Source organism: Giesbergeria anulus (assembly GCF_900111115.1).
In the GTDB taxonomy this organism is placed as follows: Bacteria; Pseudomonadota; Gammaproteobacteria; order Burkholderiales; family Burkholderiaceae_C; genus Simplicispira; species Simplicispira anulus.
The window spans coordinates 591,394-609,579 of sequence record NZ_FOGD01000002.1 but is presented as its reverse complement, the minus strand read 5'-3'; the positions used below and the strand labels follow the sequence as shown (position 1 = coordinate 609,579).

Genomic DNA, 18,186 nt, shown 5'->3' with positions numbered 1-18,186 from the left:
CATGTCCATCATCATTGCCCAAGTGCCCACTGCCGTCGTCGTCAATGGCGATCGTGTGATTATCCAGCCCGGCCAACCCCTGCCGCGCCTGACAAACCACGACGAACGCGCCCTGCTGCAAGCCGGGGCCGCCACCAATACCGAAGACAGCGCCGCACTGAAACAAGCCCAGCAGCGTGAGGCTGCACAGGCCCAAGCGCAGTTTGAGGCCGAGCGCCAAGCCGTGCAGGAAGCCCAAGCCTCTACCGAGGTAGCCACGGAAAAACCTGCCACCAATACCGAAGATGCCGCCGCACTAGAACAAGCCCAGCAACGTGAGGCGGCACAGGCCCAAGCGCAGTTTGAGGCCGAGCGCCAAGCGGTGCAGGACGCCCAAACCTCCATCGAGGTAGCCACCGAAAAACCTGCCACCAAAGCCAAAACCAGCGGCAAGGCGGCCACTGTGGCTGCGGCTGAATAACGGGAGTTGTGATGGCATCACAGAACAACACTGGGCGTCAGTACGACAAGCGCCACGCTGTCACGGTGGTGGCCACCGCTGCGTTGGCCGCTCACCGCTGGGTGGCTTATGACGGGGGCTACCCCACTCCGGCTGGCGGGGCCAAGGACGCACAGGGCGTGACCGAACACGCCGCCGCCGTGGGAGAGGCCGTCAGTGCGATTACCGGCTACAGCGCCTTAGTGGAAGTGGCCGAGCCTATCGCCTTTGGCGCACTGGTGAAGCCCGATACCATTGGCAAGGCCACCGTGGGCACCAGTGCCGACCATGCGGGCCGCGCTTTGGGTGCGGCTACGCAAGTGGGCCAGTTGATTGAGGTGCAGTTGCTGCGCCATAGCCACGCCTAAGCGCCAGCCATGATGTACGCCACCGTTCAGGACATGAGCGACCGCTTCGGTGAACCGGAGATGATCCAGCTCACTGATCCGGAGATTGTGTCCGTGCAAGTTGCTAAGGCCCAGCGTGCCATCGACGATGCACAGGCTTTTGCTGACGCGTTTGTTGGGCGTGCTTACCGGCTGCCGCTGCCGGGCTGCTCCAAGCCCACGCCGCTGCCGGGGGATGCGGGTGCTGTCACCTATGTGCCGCCGCCGCAGCTCACTCGCATCGTGTGCGACGTGGCCCGTTACTACCTGTACACAGCGCTGGCACCCGAACACGAGGTGTACCTGCGCTACAAGGCTGCCGAACGCGAATTGCAGGCGATTGCCGATGGTAAAGCCGTACTGGCCTGCCCTTGGGGTGGTGTGCCGGGGCTACTGGTGGCTGGTAATGCCCCCGGCGATGCAGAGGTGTTCTACCAATTCAGTCCACGCCAATGCACTGATGACAGCCTGCGAGGCTTTGCATGAGCACCAACGGCCTGAGCAAGGAGGAGGCCAACGACTTTATGGCGTTGGAGCCTCGTTTGGTGGAACTGGTGCGTGCTGCTGTAGCGGGCATGACTCCGGCAGTTCATGTACTCACAGCAGCCGACTTGGCTGATGTGCTGGAAAGCCAACAGAAAACACCTGCCGTCCATGTGATTTATGGCGGCTATCAGATCACCGAAGACAGGGGCACCAGTTGGATGCTGGAGCACACATGGTACGCGGTGGCAGCGGTGCGCAATGTTGCTGCTGTACGCACGGGCAAAGCAGCCCGCCGGGATGCCGGGGTGCTGGCAGCACGGGTCATGAGGGCGCTGGCTGGGGCGAGCGTGTTGGGGGCAACCAAGACGCTGAAGTTGGTTTCACCACCAGCGGCGCATTACCAAAGCGGGTTTCAGTACCTGCCATCAGCCGTTCTGGCTGAGACCGTTTTTCACAAATTCATTGAATAGATAGGAGAGCGCAATGGCCGCTATGGACATCGTCAAACGCATTTATGCCCCCACTGCACTGGTGGGGCAAATTTATGCAGCGCCTTATGGGGTAGCCAACCTGACCCCGGTTGGCAACGTTTTGGAAGCCGGTGTGGAATACAAAGAGGCCGTCGAATCTCAAGAAGACATGACGGCACTGGGTGGCGGCAAGCACGGCGAGCGCCGTCGCGTGACCGAAATCAACTTTAAAGCCAAACTGGCCGATTTGAACATCGCCAACTTGGCCCGCGCGGTGCTGGGTACGGCCTTGCCCCAAGATGCGGGCACGGTGGCGGATAAGTCCTACACCGTGCAACGTGGCGCGTTGATTCCCTTGCCCCATGTGGGCGTGACCAACTTGGTGGTGAAAAAAAACGGTGCGCCGGTCGCGGCCCTAGGCAACTTTGATCTGCTTCCCGAAGGCATCCGCATCCGCGCTGATGCCGCAGTCTTAACTGATGGCGATGTCATCACTGTCGGTTACGACCACGCTGACCAAGTAGTGATCGAAGCCTTGACTGCCAAGGCCCCAGAACTGACCTTGCGCTTTGGCGGCTTGAATGAGGCCGACTCAGGCCGCCCGGTGATTGTCGATTTGTACCGCGTCAGCCAAAGTGTGACCAAGCAACTGGCGCTGTTGCAGGCCAAAGGCTTTGCCGCCTTGGAAATTGAAGGCAGCCTGCTGCAAGACCCGACCAAAGTTGGTGTGGGCATTAGCCGCTATATGCGGACGATTCACCTGTAAATCGGCAACTGCACAGCGAAAACATGGCCAGCAACAACCGCGTCCAGATTGAAGTTGCCGTCGGCACTACCGGGGACAAAGAACTCGACCGGTTGCTGCAAACCATGCGCAATGCGGGCCAAGATGTGGCCCCGTTTGAAAAGGCCGCCCAAGCCCTGGGGTCTGAGTTGGCCCGTTTGCGCCAGCAGCAAGCGCTGATTGACCAGTTCGGCCAACTCAAACGGGCCAGTGGCGCAGCAGCTACAGCATTGGACGATGCACAGCGCAATGCCCAAGAACTGAGTAAGGCACTGGCGCAGACCGAAGCGCCTACCAAAAAGCAAATCTCCGAGTTTGAGCGCGCCCGTAAAGCAGTGGGTGATGCCAAGCAAGCCTATCAGGACATTACCCGCGAGCTAGACCAAACCAGATCAGCCATGTCCGAGGCTGGCCTGCAAACTCAAAAACTAGCCACGCAACAAGCGGCGATGGCTAGAAGTGCCCAAGAAGTGCAGGCAGCACTGGCAGCAAACGCGGATGCCGCCCGCGCTGCCGCTGCACAGCATCAGCAACTGGCAGCCAGCACCCAAGCGCAGGCTACGGCCACCCAGCAAAAGACCAGTGCCATCAAGCAAGGATTGGCCTTAGAGCAGTCTGAAATCGAGCTGCAACGCCAAATACTTGCACTAGAGAAAGACCATCAGCAGACCCTATTGCAAAGCGCCAAAGCGCGGGGCGATGAGGCTGCCGCCATGCAGGCTAGCAACCGGCTGGCAGCTATCGAGTCCGAGCAGCTCCAACTGGTAGCCCGTGGCAAGCGCGCTGAAGCCGCTGCCATTGATGCCACCACCACCGCCCGACGTCAAGAACTGGCCGCTGTTGGCCCGCTGACGCAAGCGCAAATGCAGGAGCTGCAAGCGTCTGAAAATCTGGCCAAGTCGTTGCGCACCCAAGCCGCCGCCGCTGGGCAGGCAGCTCAACAGACAAGAGTCATCGCTGACGCATCCAAGAGCCTAGGCCAAGGGATGGATGCTGCCTCTGCACAGATAGTCAACGCCAAAAATCAGCTGTTGGCCTTTGTCGGTGTGCAGGGGTTTGCCCAGACTGCCCAAGAGGTTGGCAAATTGGCCGACCAGTGGGTCAACCTGAAGGCACGCCTACAACTGGCATTAGGGCCACAGACTGACATCAACAAGGCAATGGCCGACGTGGAGGCGGTGGCCAAGCGCACCTACACCAGCCTAGACGCCACTGCCTCCCTGTACGGCAAGATTGCCACCGCAGGCAAGGCGATGGGGGTCAGCCAGCAGCAGGCGCTGGCCCTGACTGAATCCATCAACCAGTCCATCCAGCTGTCCGGGGCATCGGCGCAAGCCTCTGAAGCGGCAGTAACGCAGTTCATTCAGGGCCTGCAATCAGGCGTGATCCGTGGTGATGAGTTCAACTCCATCATGGAGCAATCGCCGCGTTTGGCCCAAGCGATGGCCGACGGCCTGAAGGTGCCCATGAGCGCCCTGCGCGGCTTGGCTGAAGAAGGGCAACTGACCAGTTCCAAAATCATCCGTGCCCTGCAAACCCAGACCGAGACGCTCAATAAAGAGTTTGGGTCGTTGCCCATCACCATTGGGCGCTCGGTGCAGAACCTACAAACGGAGTGGCTCAAGTTTGTCGGCACGCTAGATCAAACCACGGGTGCCAGCTCTAGCGTGGCTGCGGGCATTACCTCGATCTCCAACCACTTGGACGATCTAGCCCGCATTGCAACTGCCACAGGTGCCGCCTTGGTGGGCACATTTGCCGTCCAAGCTGCCGCCGCCATGCGCACCGCAGCCGCAGAAATGGCCGCTACGGGTGGCGCTGCGGTTTTGCTGCGCACCAATCTGGACAAACTGAGCCGCCCGGTACAGATCACCATTGCGGTGGTAGGCTTTGAGTTGGGCTATCAGCTAGGGGAGATGCTGCGCGAGAACTCGGAGCTGGCGCGCAAACTGGGCGTTGGGACATCAGAGTTTTTCACGCAAATCGTGAATGACCTGCAACTGGTGAAAGAGGCTGGGGCCGCCGTCTTCACCAAGGACACCATCAGCGCAGCGCTGGATCGGTACGTCAAGCGCAACATCGAAATCGGCAACGCTTACCGAGATATGTATGCCGATGCCGAGAAGGCCCCGGCCAAGATTGGTGCCGCAGCAGACAGCGCTACAGGAAAAGTAGGCGCAATGGGCACTGCGGCCACGGCAGCAGGTGCGGCGGCAGCAGGCGCAGGCACCACAGGGGCCACTGGAATCGCCAATATCGGCAAAGCAACAGATGAGGCCCGCATTGCATTGTCTGGGCTGGCTACAGCCATCAACACAAAGCCCCCTGCCGACAATGGCTTGGCCGACATTGCACGCGAACTGCAAAACGCCAAGATGCGCGGCGAAGACCTGGATGCTCTGCTGCGCAAGAATATGCCAGAGGCCATCAGTAAGCTCAATGGCCCAGAGCTGGTGAAGTTTCGCGCCGAGTTCATTTTGGCAATGGACGCAGCCAAAAAGGCGCTGGAAGAAGCTATCAAGACTGATAAGCCCCAAGCAGAAATTGACGCTTTGCGCGCCAAGGTGGCCAGCTTTGAACAAGGCACCCGCACCGGCCTTACCCTCATTGCAGAACAGGCTGCAAAGAACTTGGGCGTGGATGTGCCCTTGGCTTTTAACAAAGTCAGCGAAGCGTTTACCAAGTCGCAGGGTGATTTGAACGTGCTAGTGCGCAGCTTGCCCGAACTCAAAGCGGCAAGTGTCGATACAGCCACTGTGGTGGGGCAGGCCCTGAACCGGATGATCGACGGTGCCAAAAATCAGGCTGAACTAGATGCCATCCGTGGACGCATTGAGGCATTGCGCAAAGAGTTGGGCACTAAAGCAGCAGATGGCTTGCTTGACCAAGCTAAAGAAAAAGCCAAGGCGCTAAAAGACGAGTTGGATAAGGCCAAGCCTGGTATCAACAGCGTGGAAGAGGCCATGAAAGAGCTGGGCCTGACATCGGAAAAAACTCTCAGCATGACGGCAGAGAAGGCTAAAAAAGCCTATGAGACCGTTAAAAACAGTGGGACAGCTAGCGCCAAAGAGATTAGCGAGGCTTTTGCCGCCTACGCTGAAAAAGCCATCGCTGCCAACAACGGTGTAGCCACTGCCGCTATCAAAGCCGAAGCCGCGCTGCGTGGCTACAAAGTCGAAGTAGATGACACCGGCAAGAACACCATCAAACTGGTGACAGCCACCGACGGCCTAGCTGCCTCTTTTGCCAAAGCGGGGGAGGCGGCCAAGGTCAAAGCGGCGGCGATGAAGGCGGACAACGACCTCGTGCTGTCTGGCCTAAATCTGCGCAAGTCTGAGATTGATAGCGCCATTGCCGTCGCCCAAGCCCAAGGCAAAGAGTCTGAAGTCATCAAGCTCAAGATCGAGCAGAAAAAGATTGAGATTGCCATCATCCAAGCCACGGTGAAAGCGCAGATAGATGAAGCGGAAAGCTCTATCTCGGTGGCCGAAGCCAAGATGTCAGAACTTAGGGCATCGGGCAGCCTGACCGCAGAAAAGAAGGACGAGTTAGAGGCCGAAATCAAGTCCGCTCAAGCGAAGATCAATGGTGCTAAGGCCCGTGGCGAATCAGTTCGCTTGATCGAACAGGAAATCAAATCCCTGCAAGGCAGCACTAACGGCTACAACAACAACACCGGCGCGATCAATCAATCCACAGCAGCACTAGAAGCACTGAACTCCGAAAGAGAGCGCGGAATCGCAGCGCAAGAAAAGGCCATCGAGCTGGACGAGCGGGCTGCGGAAGTTGAGCGCAAAAAACGTGGCGTAGACAAAGACGGCTTTACGGTGGACAAAGACGGCAAAAAAATGGAGCAATCCGTCCCATACCAACGTTACATCTACGACACCGCTATGGCCCAAGGCTTGAGCGAAGAGGCGGCAAAGAAGCTAGTGGAAGAGTTCTGGCAAAACAACTCACCATCGGGTTACCAAGGCTCTGGCATGGACTGGTTTTCTGCTGTGAACAAGGCCATCAATGAGGCGTTCATGAGAGAAAAACTCGCTCCCAAGGAAAAGCCCCTGCCTGCACCTTCTCCCACGCCACCGCCTGATCCGGTGCCTACCCCCACCCCTGCACCCAAGCCCCCCGCACCTGCACCGACATCCACCCCAGCCCCAGCCCCAGCCCCAGCCCCAGCCCCAGCCCCAGCCCCAGCCCCAGCGCCGCGCGGGTGGGATGGGAATGGTGGCAGCGCATCTATTACCCCTGCGCCCACCTACGTGAGCAATATCAGCATCCCCGGCGTGGGCCGCACCACTGCCAAGTTTGACAACCCCACCGAGCAAGCGCAAATGGAAACCATGCTGCGCGCCCTGTCCAGCGCCGCTGGAGTAGCCCAATGAGCATCACCCTTGCCTACGACGGCACCACGCTAGACATCAGCGACCGCCTCGATTGGACGGATGAGTTTGAGTGGAGTCCCGTCCATCAAGCCAGTGCTTACAGCACCACTGGCGCATTGCTGATCGACGTGGCTGTCAAGCAGTCGGGGCGGCCCATCACCTTGGTGGGCACCGATACCAAGGCGTGGATAGAGCGCACCGACTGCATCACATTGCAAACATGGGCAGCGCTACCCGGCGCTGAATTTGTTTTGACCTTGCGCGGTATCACCCGCAATGTGATTTTTGACCACGCCAAGGGCGGCTTTAGTGCCCGACCGATCTGGAAGTTGCTCGATGGCGAAATCACCTCCGATCTTGTTTACCTGCCCACTTTTCGCTTTTTGGAAATTTGACCCATGCCCCCGCTCCACGAATCCGACATTGTGTTGCTAGAAAGCAAGGTGATGGCCGACACCCCCAACGGTGGCGGTGGCCCCACGGGCCGGGCTATCGCTTACGGCGGCAGCAATGGCATCTTTCGGGATGTGACCGAACCCGACCGCGCTGGCGGCGATGTCTCGATTCGGCAGCTCCATGCTGCCATCCAAAGCCCGAACACCGAACCAGCGCTGGGGGTCAACATCATTTTGTCGCAGCCCCCCAGCGACCCCAACATCAGCATCACGCTGGCAAAATGCGGGCTATTCCACCGGCGCACCGATATTGCCAATGCCATTGCTGAATACCTGATTCAGTCGGTGGAGTGGGGCGGTTTTTTGCTCGAAGACCACGTCGAGCGGCAACGTTCGATCAATCTCTTTCACCGCCCCGGCACCCCTGCTCCCACGCCGGGTGATACGGTTTATCTGGTGCATAACGAAGGGCTACCCACCCAGATCAGCCAGTATGTGCGCGTGGCCCGCGTCGAGCAAGAAGAGCGCACGTTCACCTATAGCACTGGCGGTAGCTACGCAGACTACAAAGCGCTCGTGTCGCGCTGTGAGCTAACCGACCCACTGCGCTACGCATTTCCGGGCAGTCCACCGAGCCGTGGATTTGATCGTGCTGCCAACAAAACCCGCGTGCGTGTCACCACCGTGGCTGATGCGGCTGAGTACTACGGGGCCAGCCCCATCACCGCCGTGGCCCAGATGCAGCAGCGCACCGTGCAGGTGGGCAGCATCTACAGCCAAATTGTGCCCAATAGCCGTACTGAAACGGCCACGGTAGACCAGCGCCCAGCGGCTGCGCGCACCTTGACCTTGGCGACCAGCCCACGTGCGGTAGAAGTGGCCGTGGCCGCACATACCCGGCGCATCCGTGTGACCCAGCAAAACGTGGGTTTCTCATTTGTAGCGCAACTGCGCCCTCTGCCAGAGGCGGGCACCATCATCATCAGCTACCGCAGCATGGGTAACTGGTACACCCTGACCGATGACGGTGCAGGCAAATTGACAGGCCGTGGGTCTGGGCAGGCCATCTACGCCACTGGCAGTTTAGGCGTGGACTTTGATGCCATGCCCGATGTAGGTAGCTCCATCATCATTCAATATGCCGAGCGCAGTGCCTATACCAACCGTTCTGGTCAAGGTGCGCAGGTGCGACAGCCAGAGTACGCTTTCACGCTACAGCAAGACGGGGCCGTCCCCGGCACCATCAGCATGACTTGGCCATCGGGCGGTGTACTACGCACCGTGACCGACAACGGCAGCGGGCAATGGACGGGAGACGGCACGGGCGATATTGACTACCCCAGCAACGGTGTGCGCCTGCGCACCCCGCACATGATCGACGCTGGCGGGCAATTCCAAATTACCTACCAACGTGCACCGATGCACGAGGAGATTTTTACGGGGCTGGCCGTCGATGCAGCAGGTTTTACCACTATCACTACTGCGCAACAGCCCTTAGCTGGCTCAGTGCAGGTGCAGTGGGCCATCGCCCAAGAAGTCAGTCACACCAGCGGTGCCACACTGACCGAAGCGTCTAGCAAAACCGACGAAATTCACGCGACAGAACAGGTGCTGGGTGTCATCAACACCCACTGGGTTACCGGGGATGCAGTTGGGGTATGGGAGGGTGGAACATTTTATGGTGGCCCTGTGACATCAGCGCCCCCCGGCTATGGTTCGCAGTATGGGTACAGCACCCGTGTCAAATCAGTCACTGAAACCCAATCTACGCTGCAACGCACCACAGTGCGCGACACCAACAGCAGCAGGCGCACCATCACGATCAATGTGTTGACCGACGATGGTGCTGGAGGCTTCATCAACGGCATGGGGGCAGTGCTGTATGCGAGCAAAACGCTCAACGTCAAAGTAGTCAGCCACGACCGCAGCACCGAAAACTACAAATCGGACTACGAAGACGCCAGACAGTTTAAGGAAATACTTACCAACTCGACCAACCCAACCCCACCGGGCAACACTACCAATAAGGGCGGCGACTACAGCACCACCGCCGTGGGCGAGCAAATGCTGGGCAGTGTGCTGGTGCGCTACCAAGTGGGGCCGCTGGCCCCCAGCAGCGTCACAGAAAGCTACACGCCACCCGCTGTAGTAATTGACCTGTGCCCCTACACCAGCGATGCCATCGTTCCCGGAAGCTTGCAATTCCAGTGGATGGGCGAGACCTACCAAGATTTTGAGGGCCGCTTGTACCGTGGCCGCACCAGTACTACCACCGGCTTTGATTGCGGCAGTGTCAATTACTTGTCCAGTATTGCGCTTATAGAGGACTATGTGGTTGCACCGGGGGCTTTTGTGCTGCAAAGCCTATGGACTCGGCGCACAGCGTGGAAGACCGCTAGCGTGTTTTTCCGCACCCCTGCTGCCCCGGTCAAGCCCACGGCCATCACAGTCATGATGGTAGATGCCGAAGGCAACGCCATGACCGCTACCGGCACTTTGGACGGCCAGTTCCAAGGTGAGCATATGTGGGGCGTATTTGACTACGAAACCGGCGTGGGTGAACTCCAATTTGGCGACTTTGTGCTCGATAGCAGCTTGACTGAGGCGCAAAAGCAGGAATGGTGGTATCGCCCAGCGGACGTGGGCGCAGTACAGCCGCTCAAAATCTGGCGGCCTTGGCCCGTCGATCCGACCTCACTGCGGATTAACTCCGTCACCTATGTTTACCTGCCACTTGATGCCGAACTGCTCGGCCTCGATCCGGTGCGCTTACCACCTGATGGCCGGGTGCCCATTTACCGGCGCGGTAAATTTGTGGTCATCAGCCACAGCACGGACATCCCAGCCGCTGCCCTGAGCGCGGGCCAGACCATTAACTGTGCCCGCCCCCGGCTGGCACGGGTGCATCTTGTCGGTGGCAATGGCGCGTTAATCACCAGTGGCTACAGCGCCGATTTGGACGCGGGCATGGTCACGATCAATGACACCACCGGCTGGGTGCAACCCGTCAAAGTACGCCATGTGATTGAGGAAATGGCCCGTTTGCAGGACGTGCAGATTGACGGCACGCTGACCCTAGCGAAAGACCTCAGCCACGATTACCCCGTCGGCGCTATCGTCAGCAGCGCCATCATGGCCGATGACTTGCAAGCGCATTTGTCGGCGCAGTGGGATCAACACACTTGGGATGGCATCACTTGGGCCGACAACTTAGTGGGCAACCCCGCCAGCGCCACCTACAACGACGCCTTGGCCCCAGTCGAAGTGACAAATGCCGGGGCACTGACCGAGAAATTTGCCCTGCGCTTCAAGAATAACTTGGAGTTTGAGTGCATTGGTGAGCACGTCGGCAATATCGGTGTTGGCAATGTCAACACCGACTTTGCGCCCATCAACCCCATCAGCGGTGCCCCCTACTTTGTGCTGCGCGCTATCGGCTGGGGTCAAGGTTGGGCGGCTGGCAATGTGCAGTTCCTGCATTTTGTCGGGGCCATCTATGCCTATGCCGCCATCCGCACCGTGCAGCCCAGCACGGCCATCACGCTAGACCACCATTTTGAGCTGCTCACACGGGTCAATCTGGATCGCCTGCCTGCCACCATTTCTTGAGTAAAACATCTATGCCTACCCCTGTTAAACACTTTCATAGTGCCATGACCGGCGCTCCTATTTTGAATGGCACCGCTGGCAGCTTGATTGCGGTGCTGGATGCCTGTCTGACTACCGGTTTCGGCCTACAAACAGCCAGCGGCGTGACCGTGGCCAGCGGCATCGCTACGGCCAACTTTGCCAGTGGTCATAGCTTTGAGCCAGACACTATCGCTCTGTTTGCGGGGGCAACACCCGCAGGGTTGAATGGCGAAAAGCGCATTTTGACCACCAGCACCAACACTGTGACCTTTGCCGTCGCTGGCGTGGCTGATGGTGCGGCCACTGGCACCATCACTGCAAAAATGGCCCCAGCGGGCTGGGCCAAGGAGTTTAGCGGTACCAATTTGGCCGCATATCGAGCCAGCAGCGTAGAAAGCACCCGCATGTATTTGCGCGTGGACGACACCAGCACCACCAATGGGCGTGTCGTTGGTTACGAAGCGATGACGGACATCAATACCGGCACTGGGCCTTTTCCAGCTGCCACACAGATCAGTGGTGGTGGCTGGTGGCCCAAAGCCAACGCTGCGAACGCTACGGCGCGGGCGTGGACGCTGGTGGCTGACAGCAAGGGGTTTTTGCTGCACATTCATACGGTATCAACTGGACAGGGTGTGTCAGGCTCTCTATGGAAATTTGGCGACTTTGCATCATTGAAACCGGGGGATGCGTATGCGTGCAGCCTACAGTGCGGCAGCACTGATCTAGCGACAAATACTTTAGGCGGCGGTGGTGTTGGGCATTTTGAGTATTGCAACAGCCAGACACCGCAAGTTGGAACGTATTTACCGCGTTCGTTCACGACATTGGGCGGCTCTGTAGCCGGACTCCACGCGCCTATCGAGTATTTTGCTGGAGGCGTTTCTGGTGCAGCAAACCAGCCCACGGCACCTGCATCACCCAATGGGCCAGATAACAGCCAGATACTGTCGAAAAAGCTCATCATCGAAAACGGTGTTTGCCGTCGTGGCATGGAGCGCGGCCTCTACGTCATTCCTCAAAACTGCCACAACGCATTCAACTGGCGCGACAAAATAGACGGCCAAGGCGTGCTGGCAGGACGAAAGTTGCTGGCTATCAAGTGCGGTACGCCAGCGGGCATATCGTCCACAGGCGTGGTGTTCATCGACATCACTGGCCCGTGGGAATAATATAACCTATGCCTGCCGCACGATATTGGCGGGCCATTGGCCTGCAAACGCATGAAGCAGATGAGGCTTTGGAATTATCCGCCTTTCATCTCTACCTTGGTGGCACTCGCGTCGATGCTACTGCTACCCTTGCCAGCACCATTGAGCCGTCATCGGGTACGCTGGGATCACTACAAGACGATAACACAGCCACGGTTTGCCGATGGCTGGATGTCTCAGCCCCCGGCTTTGCGCTGGTGTGGGATTTCGGTGCGGGAAAAACTGCCGACGTGTCCTCGATTCGGCTCGGTTCAGGTGCGATTAACTCCGAATTTCTGGAGCGCGCTGTAATTCAATACTACAGCGACGCCGCGAACTGGACAACATTGGAATCTCCCGTCGGACTGGTATGGCCGGGGCCGAACGCATTGCAAGATTTGCCAGAAGGCGGCGACCCCAATTTTGGTAAGACAATTCTGCTTATGCCTTTTGAAGGGGCTAACAACAGCACGACTTTCACTGATAAGAGCCTGTCGGCAAAGGCGGTTACGGTACATGGCGGCGCAAAAATTAGCACAGCGGAAAAGCCATATGGCACCTCATCTGGATATTTTCCCGGTACAGGTGCAGATTATGCAAAGGTTGGCACCTCAGTGGACTTTGCCTTTGGTACAGGCGACTTCACGATAGAAGCACGGATTTTTATTCCTACTGGAATTAGCGGTGGTTATGCAGCTATATGTGATATTCGCAGTCAAGCCAGTGGTGCCGGAGGTGTTTTATTTAAGCTAAATTCTGCACGCAATCTTGGGTATTACTATGCTGGAGAGATAAGCACATCCTCGGCTGTTCCTTTGGGCGCTTGGACTCACGTTGCTATTTGCCGAGCATCTGGCGTTACTAGGCTGTTTATTGCGGGAACAAAGGGTGCTGAGGTAGCAGATACTGATGTGAAGGTCACGAATCACTGTTACATCGGGCGCGTTTACGACAACGCCAACCCAGCGTTCTCTGGATACATAAAAGACCTGCGCATCAAGAATGAGGCGCTTTATACGGCTGATTTCACACCACCGTCAGCACCACTCCCCCAGACTGGAGCCGGTTCTCTAATCGGGCCGTCACCATTGCGCACGAGCGTATCGAGTAGCCCCATTCAATTGTCTGGCGGCATCTCTGGCCCTGCCGCCCCAGTCATATACGGTTCGGCAATCGCTCATGACGTCCAGGATTTCGGCCCCTACCGCATCTACGGCACCGTAGAGCTCAAAGGCACACCCAATCTGCTACTGCGCCGCCGCGTGCAACTTTACAACCAACGCGACAACCGTCTGATTCGTGAAACGTGGAGCGACGCCACCACTGGCGTTTACACCTTTAACAACATCAAAGGTGGCCCCGGAGTGCTGTATTTCGTCTGCACGTTTGATCACACCAGTCAGCACCGCGCTGTGATTGCCGACCAGATCGTGCCGGAGGACATGTAATGTTTGCCATTGGCCCAGAACACGCCACTGCACAACTAGCAGCGACCATCGCATTTGCCGACGGTGCTACCCAACCCTCGCGCATCCTGATGTATGCCACTGAGCAGCCCGCTACAGGGGCCGATGCTGGCGGTAGCCCAATGGCCGAGGTCGTATTGGCCAAGCCCTGCGCTACTTTGACCACATCGGGCTTGGTGCTGCATCCAGCTGATGCAGGGGGCACTATGGTGCTGGCCAACGGCATCCCCCGTTGGGGCCGCTGGGTGCGCGGCGATGGCCTGCTAGTGACCGATGGCACTGTCAGCGATCTGGCCCACCAAGGGGATTTTCGTGTCGCTGGTGGTGCAACACCACAAGGAGACAACAGCCCGATGCTGTATGCGGGTGGCATGGTGCTGCTTGGCACACTCACGCTGACCTGAGAGCGGCAATGTGGCCACTACAGACCTGCTTTTTGCTGCTACGCCAGTGCCCACACCGGGGCCGGTCGATCTGGTCTTTGGCGATGATGAGGCCCCAGCCATTGCCCCAGTCACACTGGAGGGCGGCGGAGCACTATCGGGCCTGCGCGGCCATGTCCATCTGCACCTTGCCAGCACATTGCACACCAGTGGCAGTATCTCCGGTCTGCGTGGCCATGCCGTGCTGCGCTTGGGGGCTGTGCTGCACGGTACAGGACAACTCTCTGGTCTACGTGGCTGCATGGCGCTGGCGTACAACGTCAATGTCGAGCGGCCCTTGGTTGGGCGCACTGAGCGCAGGGCGCAACTGGCGCAAGCCGTTGCTGTGCCGCACAGTGTGCGATTGGAGCAAACTGGGCAGCTATCGACCAGCGTGCTCTCGCACCAGCAACAAGCACAGGCGTGGGCCATCCCCAGCAATGGGCAATGGCAAGACAGCCAGCGCCTACGCCGCGCCACACAGGTACGCGCCCAGCAGGCACAGCACACGGATCGCCCGACGGCGCAGCAATGGCAGGACGCTGCTCCTGTGCGCGCCGCAACCTTGCAATATGTCCAGCAGGCCCGCAGTCTGCACCTTGGTACTGCCCAAAGATTTGAGGATGCCCAGCTCCTGCGTCATGCCGTGGCCGATACCACCCAGCAGGCGCGCAGCTTACACCGGCCTGTGCAGCGCCATGCAGGCCCGGCGCGGCAGTGGGCTATGGCCTTGTCTGACCACGCCCAACAGGCCACCCGCCCCCAGTCCGGTGCCCGACCTCCTGTGGTGGTGCCTCCCAATCCTCTGCCCTGCTATGCCCCACAGCTACCTCTTGAGCTGCTCTTTACCGATGCTGCTGATACCACGCTACCCCTGCACTTGCTTTTTACCTGTGCATCTACCGCCGCTCCTGCGCGGGTCGTTGTCGCCCGCAGGAGGGCCTATATCGTGATTAACTCCATCACCCTGCACCGGCTCGACACCGGCGCAGAACTGCACGCGCATGGGTTTTCTATGTCGCTGGATTACCAGAGCTGGACGTGGCAGTGGTCGGCCAGCTTGCACCATGATGCCGCCGACCATTTGGGCCGTGATGACCAAGGCGATCCACCGGTGCTGGTGGCCAGTGTGAACGGCACGCTGTTTCGGCTGCGGTTAGAAAAGCGATCGCGTGATCGGCGTTTTAACCCCACGCGCTGGGCCGTCAGTGGTCGTGGCCTGGCAGCAACGCTGGCGGCACCTTGGGCTGCAAAAATGAGCTTTGGCAACACGCAAAACCGCATGGCGCAGCAGCTGGCCCAAGATGTGCTGACAGTCAACGGGGTGCTGTTGGGATGGGATTTGGACTGGCAAATTGCGGATTGGCTAGTACCAGCTGGCTGGACAATGCAGGGTAGCTACATGGATGCCCTGATCGAGGTTGCTAGCAGCGTGTGCGGCTATGTGCAGCCGCATAACACTGACCCCGTGCTGCGCATCCTGCCCGAGTATCCGCACCCGCCTTGGGATTGGTCAACGCTACTCACACCGGATTTTGAACTTCCGGCGGACATCGGGGAAATCGAGGACACGGAGTACCTCGACAAACCAGCGTACAACGGGGTCTATGTCGGGGGCCAAGGTGTAGGCGTTTTTGGCCCCGTCACCCGTGCAGGCACCACAGGCAACGTACTAGCCCCGCAAGTGCTGCACCCTCTCATTACCCATGCCGATGCGCATCGCCAGCGTGGCATTGCGGAACTGTCAGATACAGGGAAGCAGGAAATCATCACGCTGAAGATGCAGGTGTTGCCAGAAACCGGGGTGATTTTGCCGGGAAAAGTGGTGCGCTACATTGGACATGACAAGGCGTACCATGGCATTGTTCGAGGTACTTCGATTGACTGGAACCGCCCAGTGTTACGACAAACCCTGCGAATAGAGACCCATGCTTAACTTGCACCGACAGTTTTTAGACTTGTTGCCTGAGCGCCCATTGCTGGTAGGTGATGTGCTATCTATCTCGGATGGCGTGGCCACGGTGCAACTACCCGGCGGTGGATTGCTACAAGCCCGTGGCACAGTCACGGTGGGCCAGCGTGTCTTTGTGCGCGATGGCGCAATCGAAGGCCCTGCACCGACGCTCAGCTATGTAACAGCAGAGGTGTAGACAAAAAAGACGGGCAACTTGGTTGGGTGCTGTAACACCAAACCAAGCCCCAAACATGCAGAGCAACCCTGCAAGCCCGGCAAGGCCCGCCACTCTCGCGAGAGCGTGCCAAGCCTACCAAAAATTTTCACCACAAAGAAAAGGCTTGCAAAAAATGTATGAAATCCGGTGTGGCGCTTGCCGCAAAAAATTGGGCGAAGGTATCTACCAGCGCCTGTCTATCAAATGTTCCCGTTGTGGAACATTTAACCAATTGAGTGCCCAGAGCGCCCCTTCTACAGAACGCCATCCGAGCGTCAAACCATTGAACTGCTCGAACGATGACGACCTGCTTTCCAAAATTCACTCCACCTGACACCCATACTGTTGCCAGCAGCAGTCGCCCAACGCTGGCCGACCGTTATTTGTCAGTTCCCTTTTCGCTACTGGATGCCCGTTCTGGCTGGTGGCGTGATCGAAAGGCCGCTTGGCTGGCCACGGGCATCCAGTCCGAATTGGGCCGGTGTGACAATTTGCTGTACTCGGCATCAGCACAGCCACCAGCAACCTACACAGCCAAAAATGCGTTTGAAGCTGCACTAGGCCGTAAAGCAACTTGGGCCGAATTTGCGGCAGCACATCCCGAACAGATGAAGCAGCAGGGAACCAGTGTGTTTGATCCGGTTCTGTGTGAACTGATCTATCGCTGGTTCTCTGCGCCGGGCCAATTGGTTCTTGATCCGTTCTCAGGTGGTAGCGTGCGTGGCATCGTCGCAGCCGCCACAGGTCGGCACTATGCGGGCGTCGATCTACGGGCTGAACAGGTTGATTGGCCCGGCGGATCGTGCATCCGCTGCCCTTTGAGCGTCCCACCAAAGTGATGCCACCGTTTCCTAGTGCATCCCATTACGATGCCAAGGCATGGGAGTATCTCTGTGCCGAGGGGAAATCGGGGGCGTTGTTTTGGAATGTTGGAAGATGAGGCTCGTGCTGCCAGCGAGTTGAAAGCTCATTCGCTGTGGTGAAAACAGATGTCCGTGTCATTTATCTCACTGGCATGGGCATTTTTATCGCAGCGCGCTTCAGCTGGGCGCAGAATTTGGATAATCCCGCGATTGTAGGCCCCTACTCTGGAAAAATGTAATGCACACACGCACCGTATTTTTTGTCTCTGATGGCACTGGTATCACCGCTGAAGCCTTTGGCAATGCCATCTTGGCGCAATTTGAGATGGTGCCGCGCCGCGTGCGCCTGCCCTTTGTGGATACCGTGGACAAAGCCCATCAGGCCGTGCGCCAAATCAACCATACCGGCGAGATTGAGGGCAAGCGCCCCATCGTCTTCACCACGCTGGTGAATATGGAAGTGCTGAAAATTTTGCAAGAAAACTGCAAAGGCATGTTGCTGGACATGTTTGGCACCTTTGTCAATCCACTAGAAGAGGAGCTGGGCGTTAAGTCGCACCACCGCGTGGGGCGCTTTTCTGACATCAGCAAAAGCAAGGAGTACCACAGCCGCATTGAGGCCATCAACTTCAGTTTGGCCCATGATGATGGCCAGAGCAACCGCGATTTGGCCGGGGCCGATGTGATTTTGGTGGGTGTCAGCCGCAGCGGCAAAACCCCCACCAGCCTGTATCTGGCTATGCAGCACGGCCTCAAAGCTGCCAACTACCCGCTGATCCCTGAAGATTTTGACCGCCGCCAACTGCCCCCAGCGCTGGTGCCACACCGCAAAAAGATTTTTGGCCTGTCGATCAGCGCCGAGCGGCTGTCAGAAATCCGCAGCGAGCGCCGCCCCGACTCGCGCTATGCCAGCTTGCAAAACTGCCGCCACGAAGTGGCCGAGGCCGAATCGATGATGCGCCGCTCAGGCATCCGCTGGTTGTCCACCACCACCAAATCCATCGAAGAGATTGCCACCACCATCTTGCAAGAGCTGCAACCCGATCGCTTGGTGTACTGA

At 58.3% G+C, this 18,186-nt stretch carries 16 protein-coding genes; all 16 read left to right on the top strand.

What is annotated here, in order from left to right; genetic code table 11:
- Position 1: 1 nt before the first annotated feature.
- The 16 genes from BMX55_RS06735 (at position 2) to ppsR (ending at position 18,186) form a co-directional block, all read left to right on the top strand.
- Complete coding sequence (locus tag BMX55_RS06735) at positions 2–460, top strand: hypothetical protein (RefSeq protein WP_091454704.1); 459 nt, start codon at positions 2–4, stop codon at positions 458–460.
- A gap of 11 nt (positions 461–471) precedes the next feature.
- Entirely contained in the window at positions 472–846 is a 375-nt protein-coding gene (locus tag BMX55_RS06730; RefSeq protein WP_091454702.1) for a DUF2190 domain-containing protein, read from the top strand.
- Between the two features lie 9 nt (positions 847–855).
- Positions 856–1,350 carry a gp436 family protein gene (locus tag BMX55_RS06725; RefSeq protein WP_091454699.1) on the top strand — a complete coding sequence of 165 codons (495 nt, stop codon included), beginning with the start codon at positions 856–858 and terminating at the stop codon, positions 1,348–1,350.
- The gene (locus BMX55_RS06720; RefSeq protein ID WP_091454695.1) at positions 1,347–1,820 is read left to right on the top strand and encodes a phage tail terminator protein; all 474 of its coding nucleotides are present in this window, start codon (positions 1,347–1,349) and stop codon (positions 1,818–1,820) included. The genes BMX55_RS06725 and BMX55_RS06720 overlap by 4 nt, the downstream gene beginning before the upstream one ends.
- A gap of 13 nt (positions 1,821–1,833) precedes the next feature.
- Positions 1,834–2,586, top strand: coding sequence for a phage tail tube protein (locus tag BMX55_RS06715; RefSeq protein ID WP_245751305.1), 753 nt, complete (start codon positions 1,834–1,836; stop codon positions 2,584–2,586).
- 23 nt (positions 2,587–2,609) lie between these two features.
- Entirely contained in the window at positions 2,610–6,989 is a 4,380-nt protein-coding gene (locus BMX55_RS16835; protein ID WP_091454692.1) for a tape measure protein, read from the top strand.
- Positions 6,986–7,384 carry a hypothetical protein gene (locus BMX55_RS06705; protein WP_091454690.1) on the top strand — a complete coding sequence of 133 codons (399 nt, stop codon included), beginning with the start codon at positions 6,986–6,988 and terminating at the stop codon, positions 7,382–7,384. Before BMX55_RS16835 ends, BMX55_RS06705 begins: the two co-directional genes overlap by 4 nt.
- A 3-nt stretch (positions 7,385–7,387) precedes the next feature.
- Positions 7,388–10,993, top strand: a complete 3,606-nt coding sequence (locus tag BMX55_RS06700) for a hypothetical protein (RefSeq protein WP_091454686.1) — start codon at positions 7,388–7,390, stop codon at positions 10,991–10,993.
- A gap of 11 nt (positions 10,994–11,004) precedes the next feature.
- Positions 11,005–12,186 (top strand): hypothetical protein, encoded by a 1,182-nt coding sequence (locus BMX55_RS06695; RefSeq protein WP_091454684.1) that lies wholly within the window; start codon positions 11,005–11,007, stop codon positions 12,184–12,186.
- An 8-nt stretch (positions 12,187–12,194) separates the two neighbouring features.
- Positions 12,195–13,652 carry a LamG domain-containing protein gene (locus tag BMX55_RS06690; RefSeq protein ID WP_091454680.1) on the top strand — a complete coding sequence of 486 codons (1,458 nt, stop codon included), beginning with the start codon at positions 12,195–12,197 and terminating at the stop codon, positions 13,650–13,652.
- Positions 13,652–14,074 (top strand): hypothetical protein, encoded by a 423-nt coding sequence (locus BMX55_RS06685; protein WP_091454677.1) that lies wholly within the window; start codon positions 13,652–13,654, stop codon positions 14,072–14,074. Before BMX55_RS06690 ends, BMX55_RS06685 begins: the two co-directional genes overlap by 1 nt.
- 10 nt (positions 14,075–14,084) lie before the next feature.
- Positions 14,085–16,028, top strand: coding sequence for a hypothetical protein (locus BMX55_RS06680; protein WP_091454673.1), 1,944 nt, complete (start codon positions 14,085–14,087; stop codon positions 16,026–16,028).
- Positions 16,021–16,242, top strand: coding sequence for a hypothetical protein (locus BMX55_RS06675; protein WP_091454670.1), 222 nt, complete (start codon positions 16,021–16,023; stop codon positions 16,240–16,242). The genes BMX55_RS06680 and BMX55_RS06675 overlap by 8 nt, the downstream gene beginning before the upstream one ends.
- A 55-nt stretch (positions 16,243–16,297) precedes the next feature.
- Positions 16,298–16,597 (top strand): Com family DNA-binding transcriptional regulator, encoded by a 300-nt coding sequence (locus BMX55_RS06670; protein ID WP_342707676.1) that lies wholly within the window; start codon positions 16,298–16,300, stop codon positions 16,595–16,597.
- Positions 16,598–16,646: 49 nt separating this feature from the next.
- Positions 16,647–17,102 carry a DNA methyltransferase gene (locus BMX55_RS16100; protein WP_177172835.1) on the top strand — a complete coding sequence of 152 codons (456 nt, stop codon included), beginning with the start codon at positions 16,647–16,649 and terminating at the stop codon, positions 17,100–17,102.
- 262 nt (positions 17,103–17,364) lie between these two features.
- Positions 17,365–18,186 carry a posphoenolpyruvate synthetase regulatory kinase/phosphorylase PpsR gene (gene ppsR / locus BMX55_RS06665; RefSeq protein ID WP_091454661.1) on the top strand — a complete coding sequence of 274 codons (822 nt, stop codon included), beginning with the start codon at positions 17,365–17,367 and terminating at the stop codon, positions 18,184–18,186.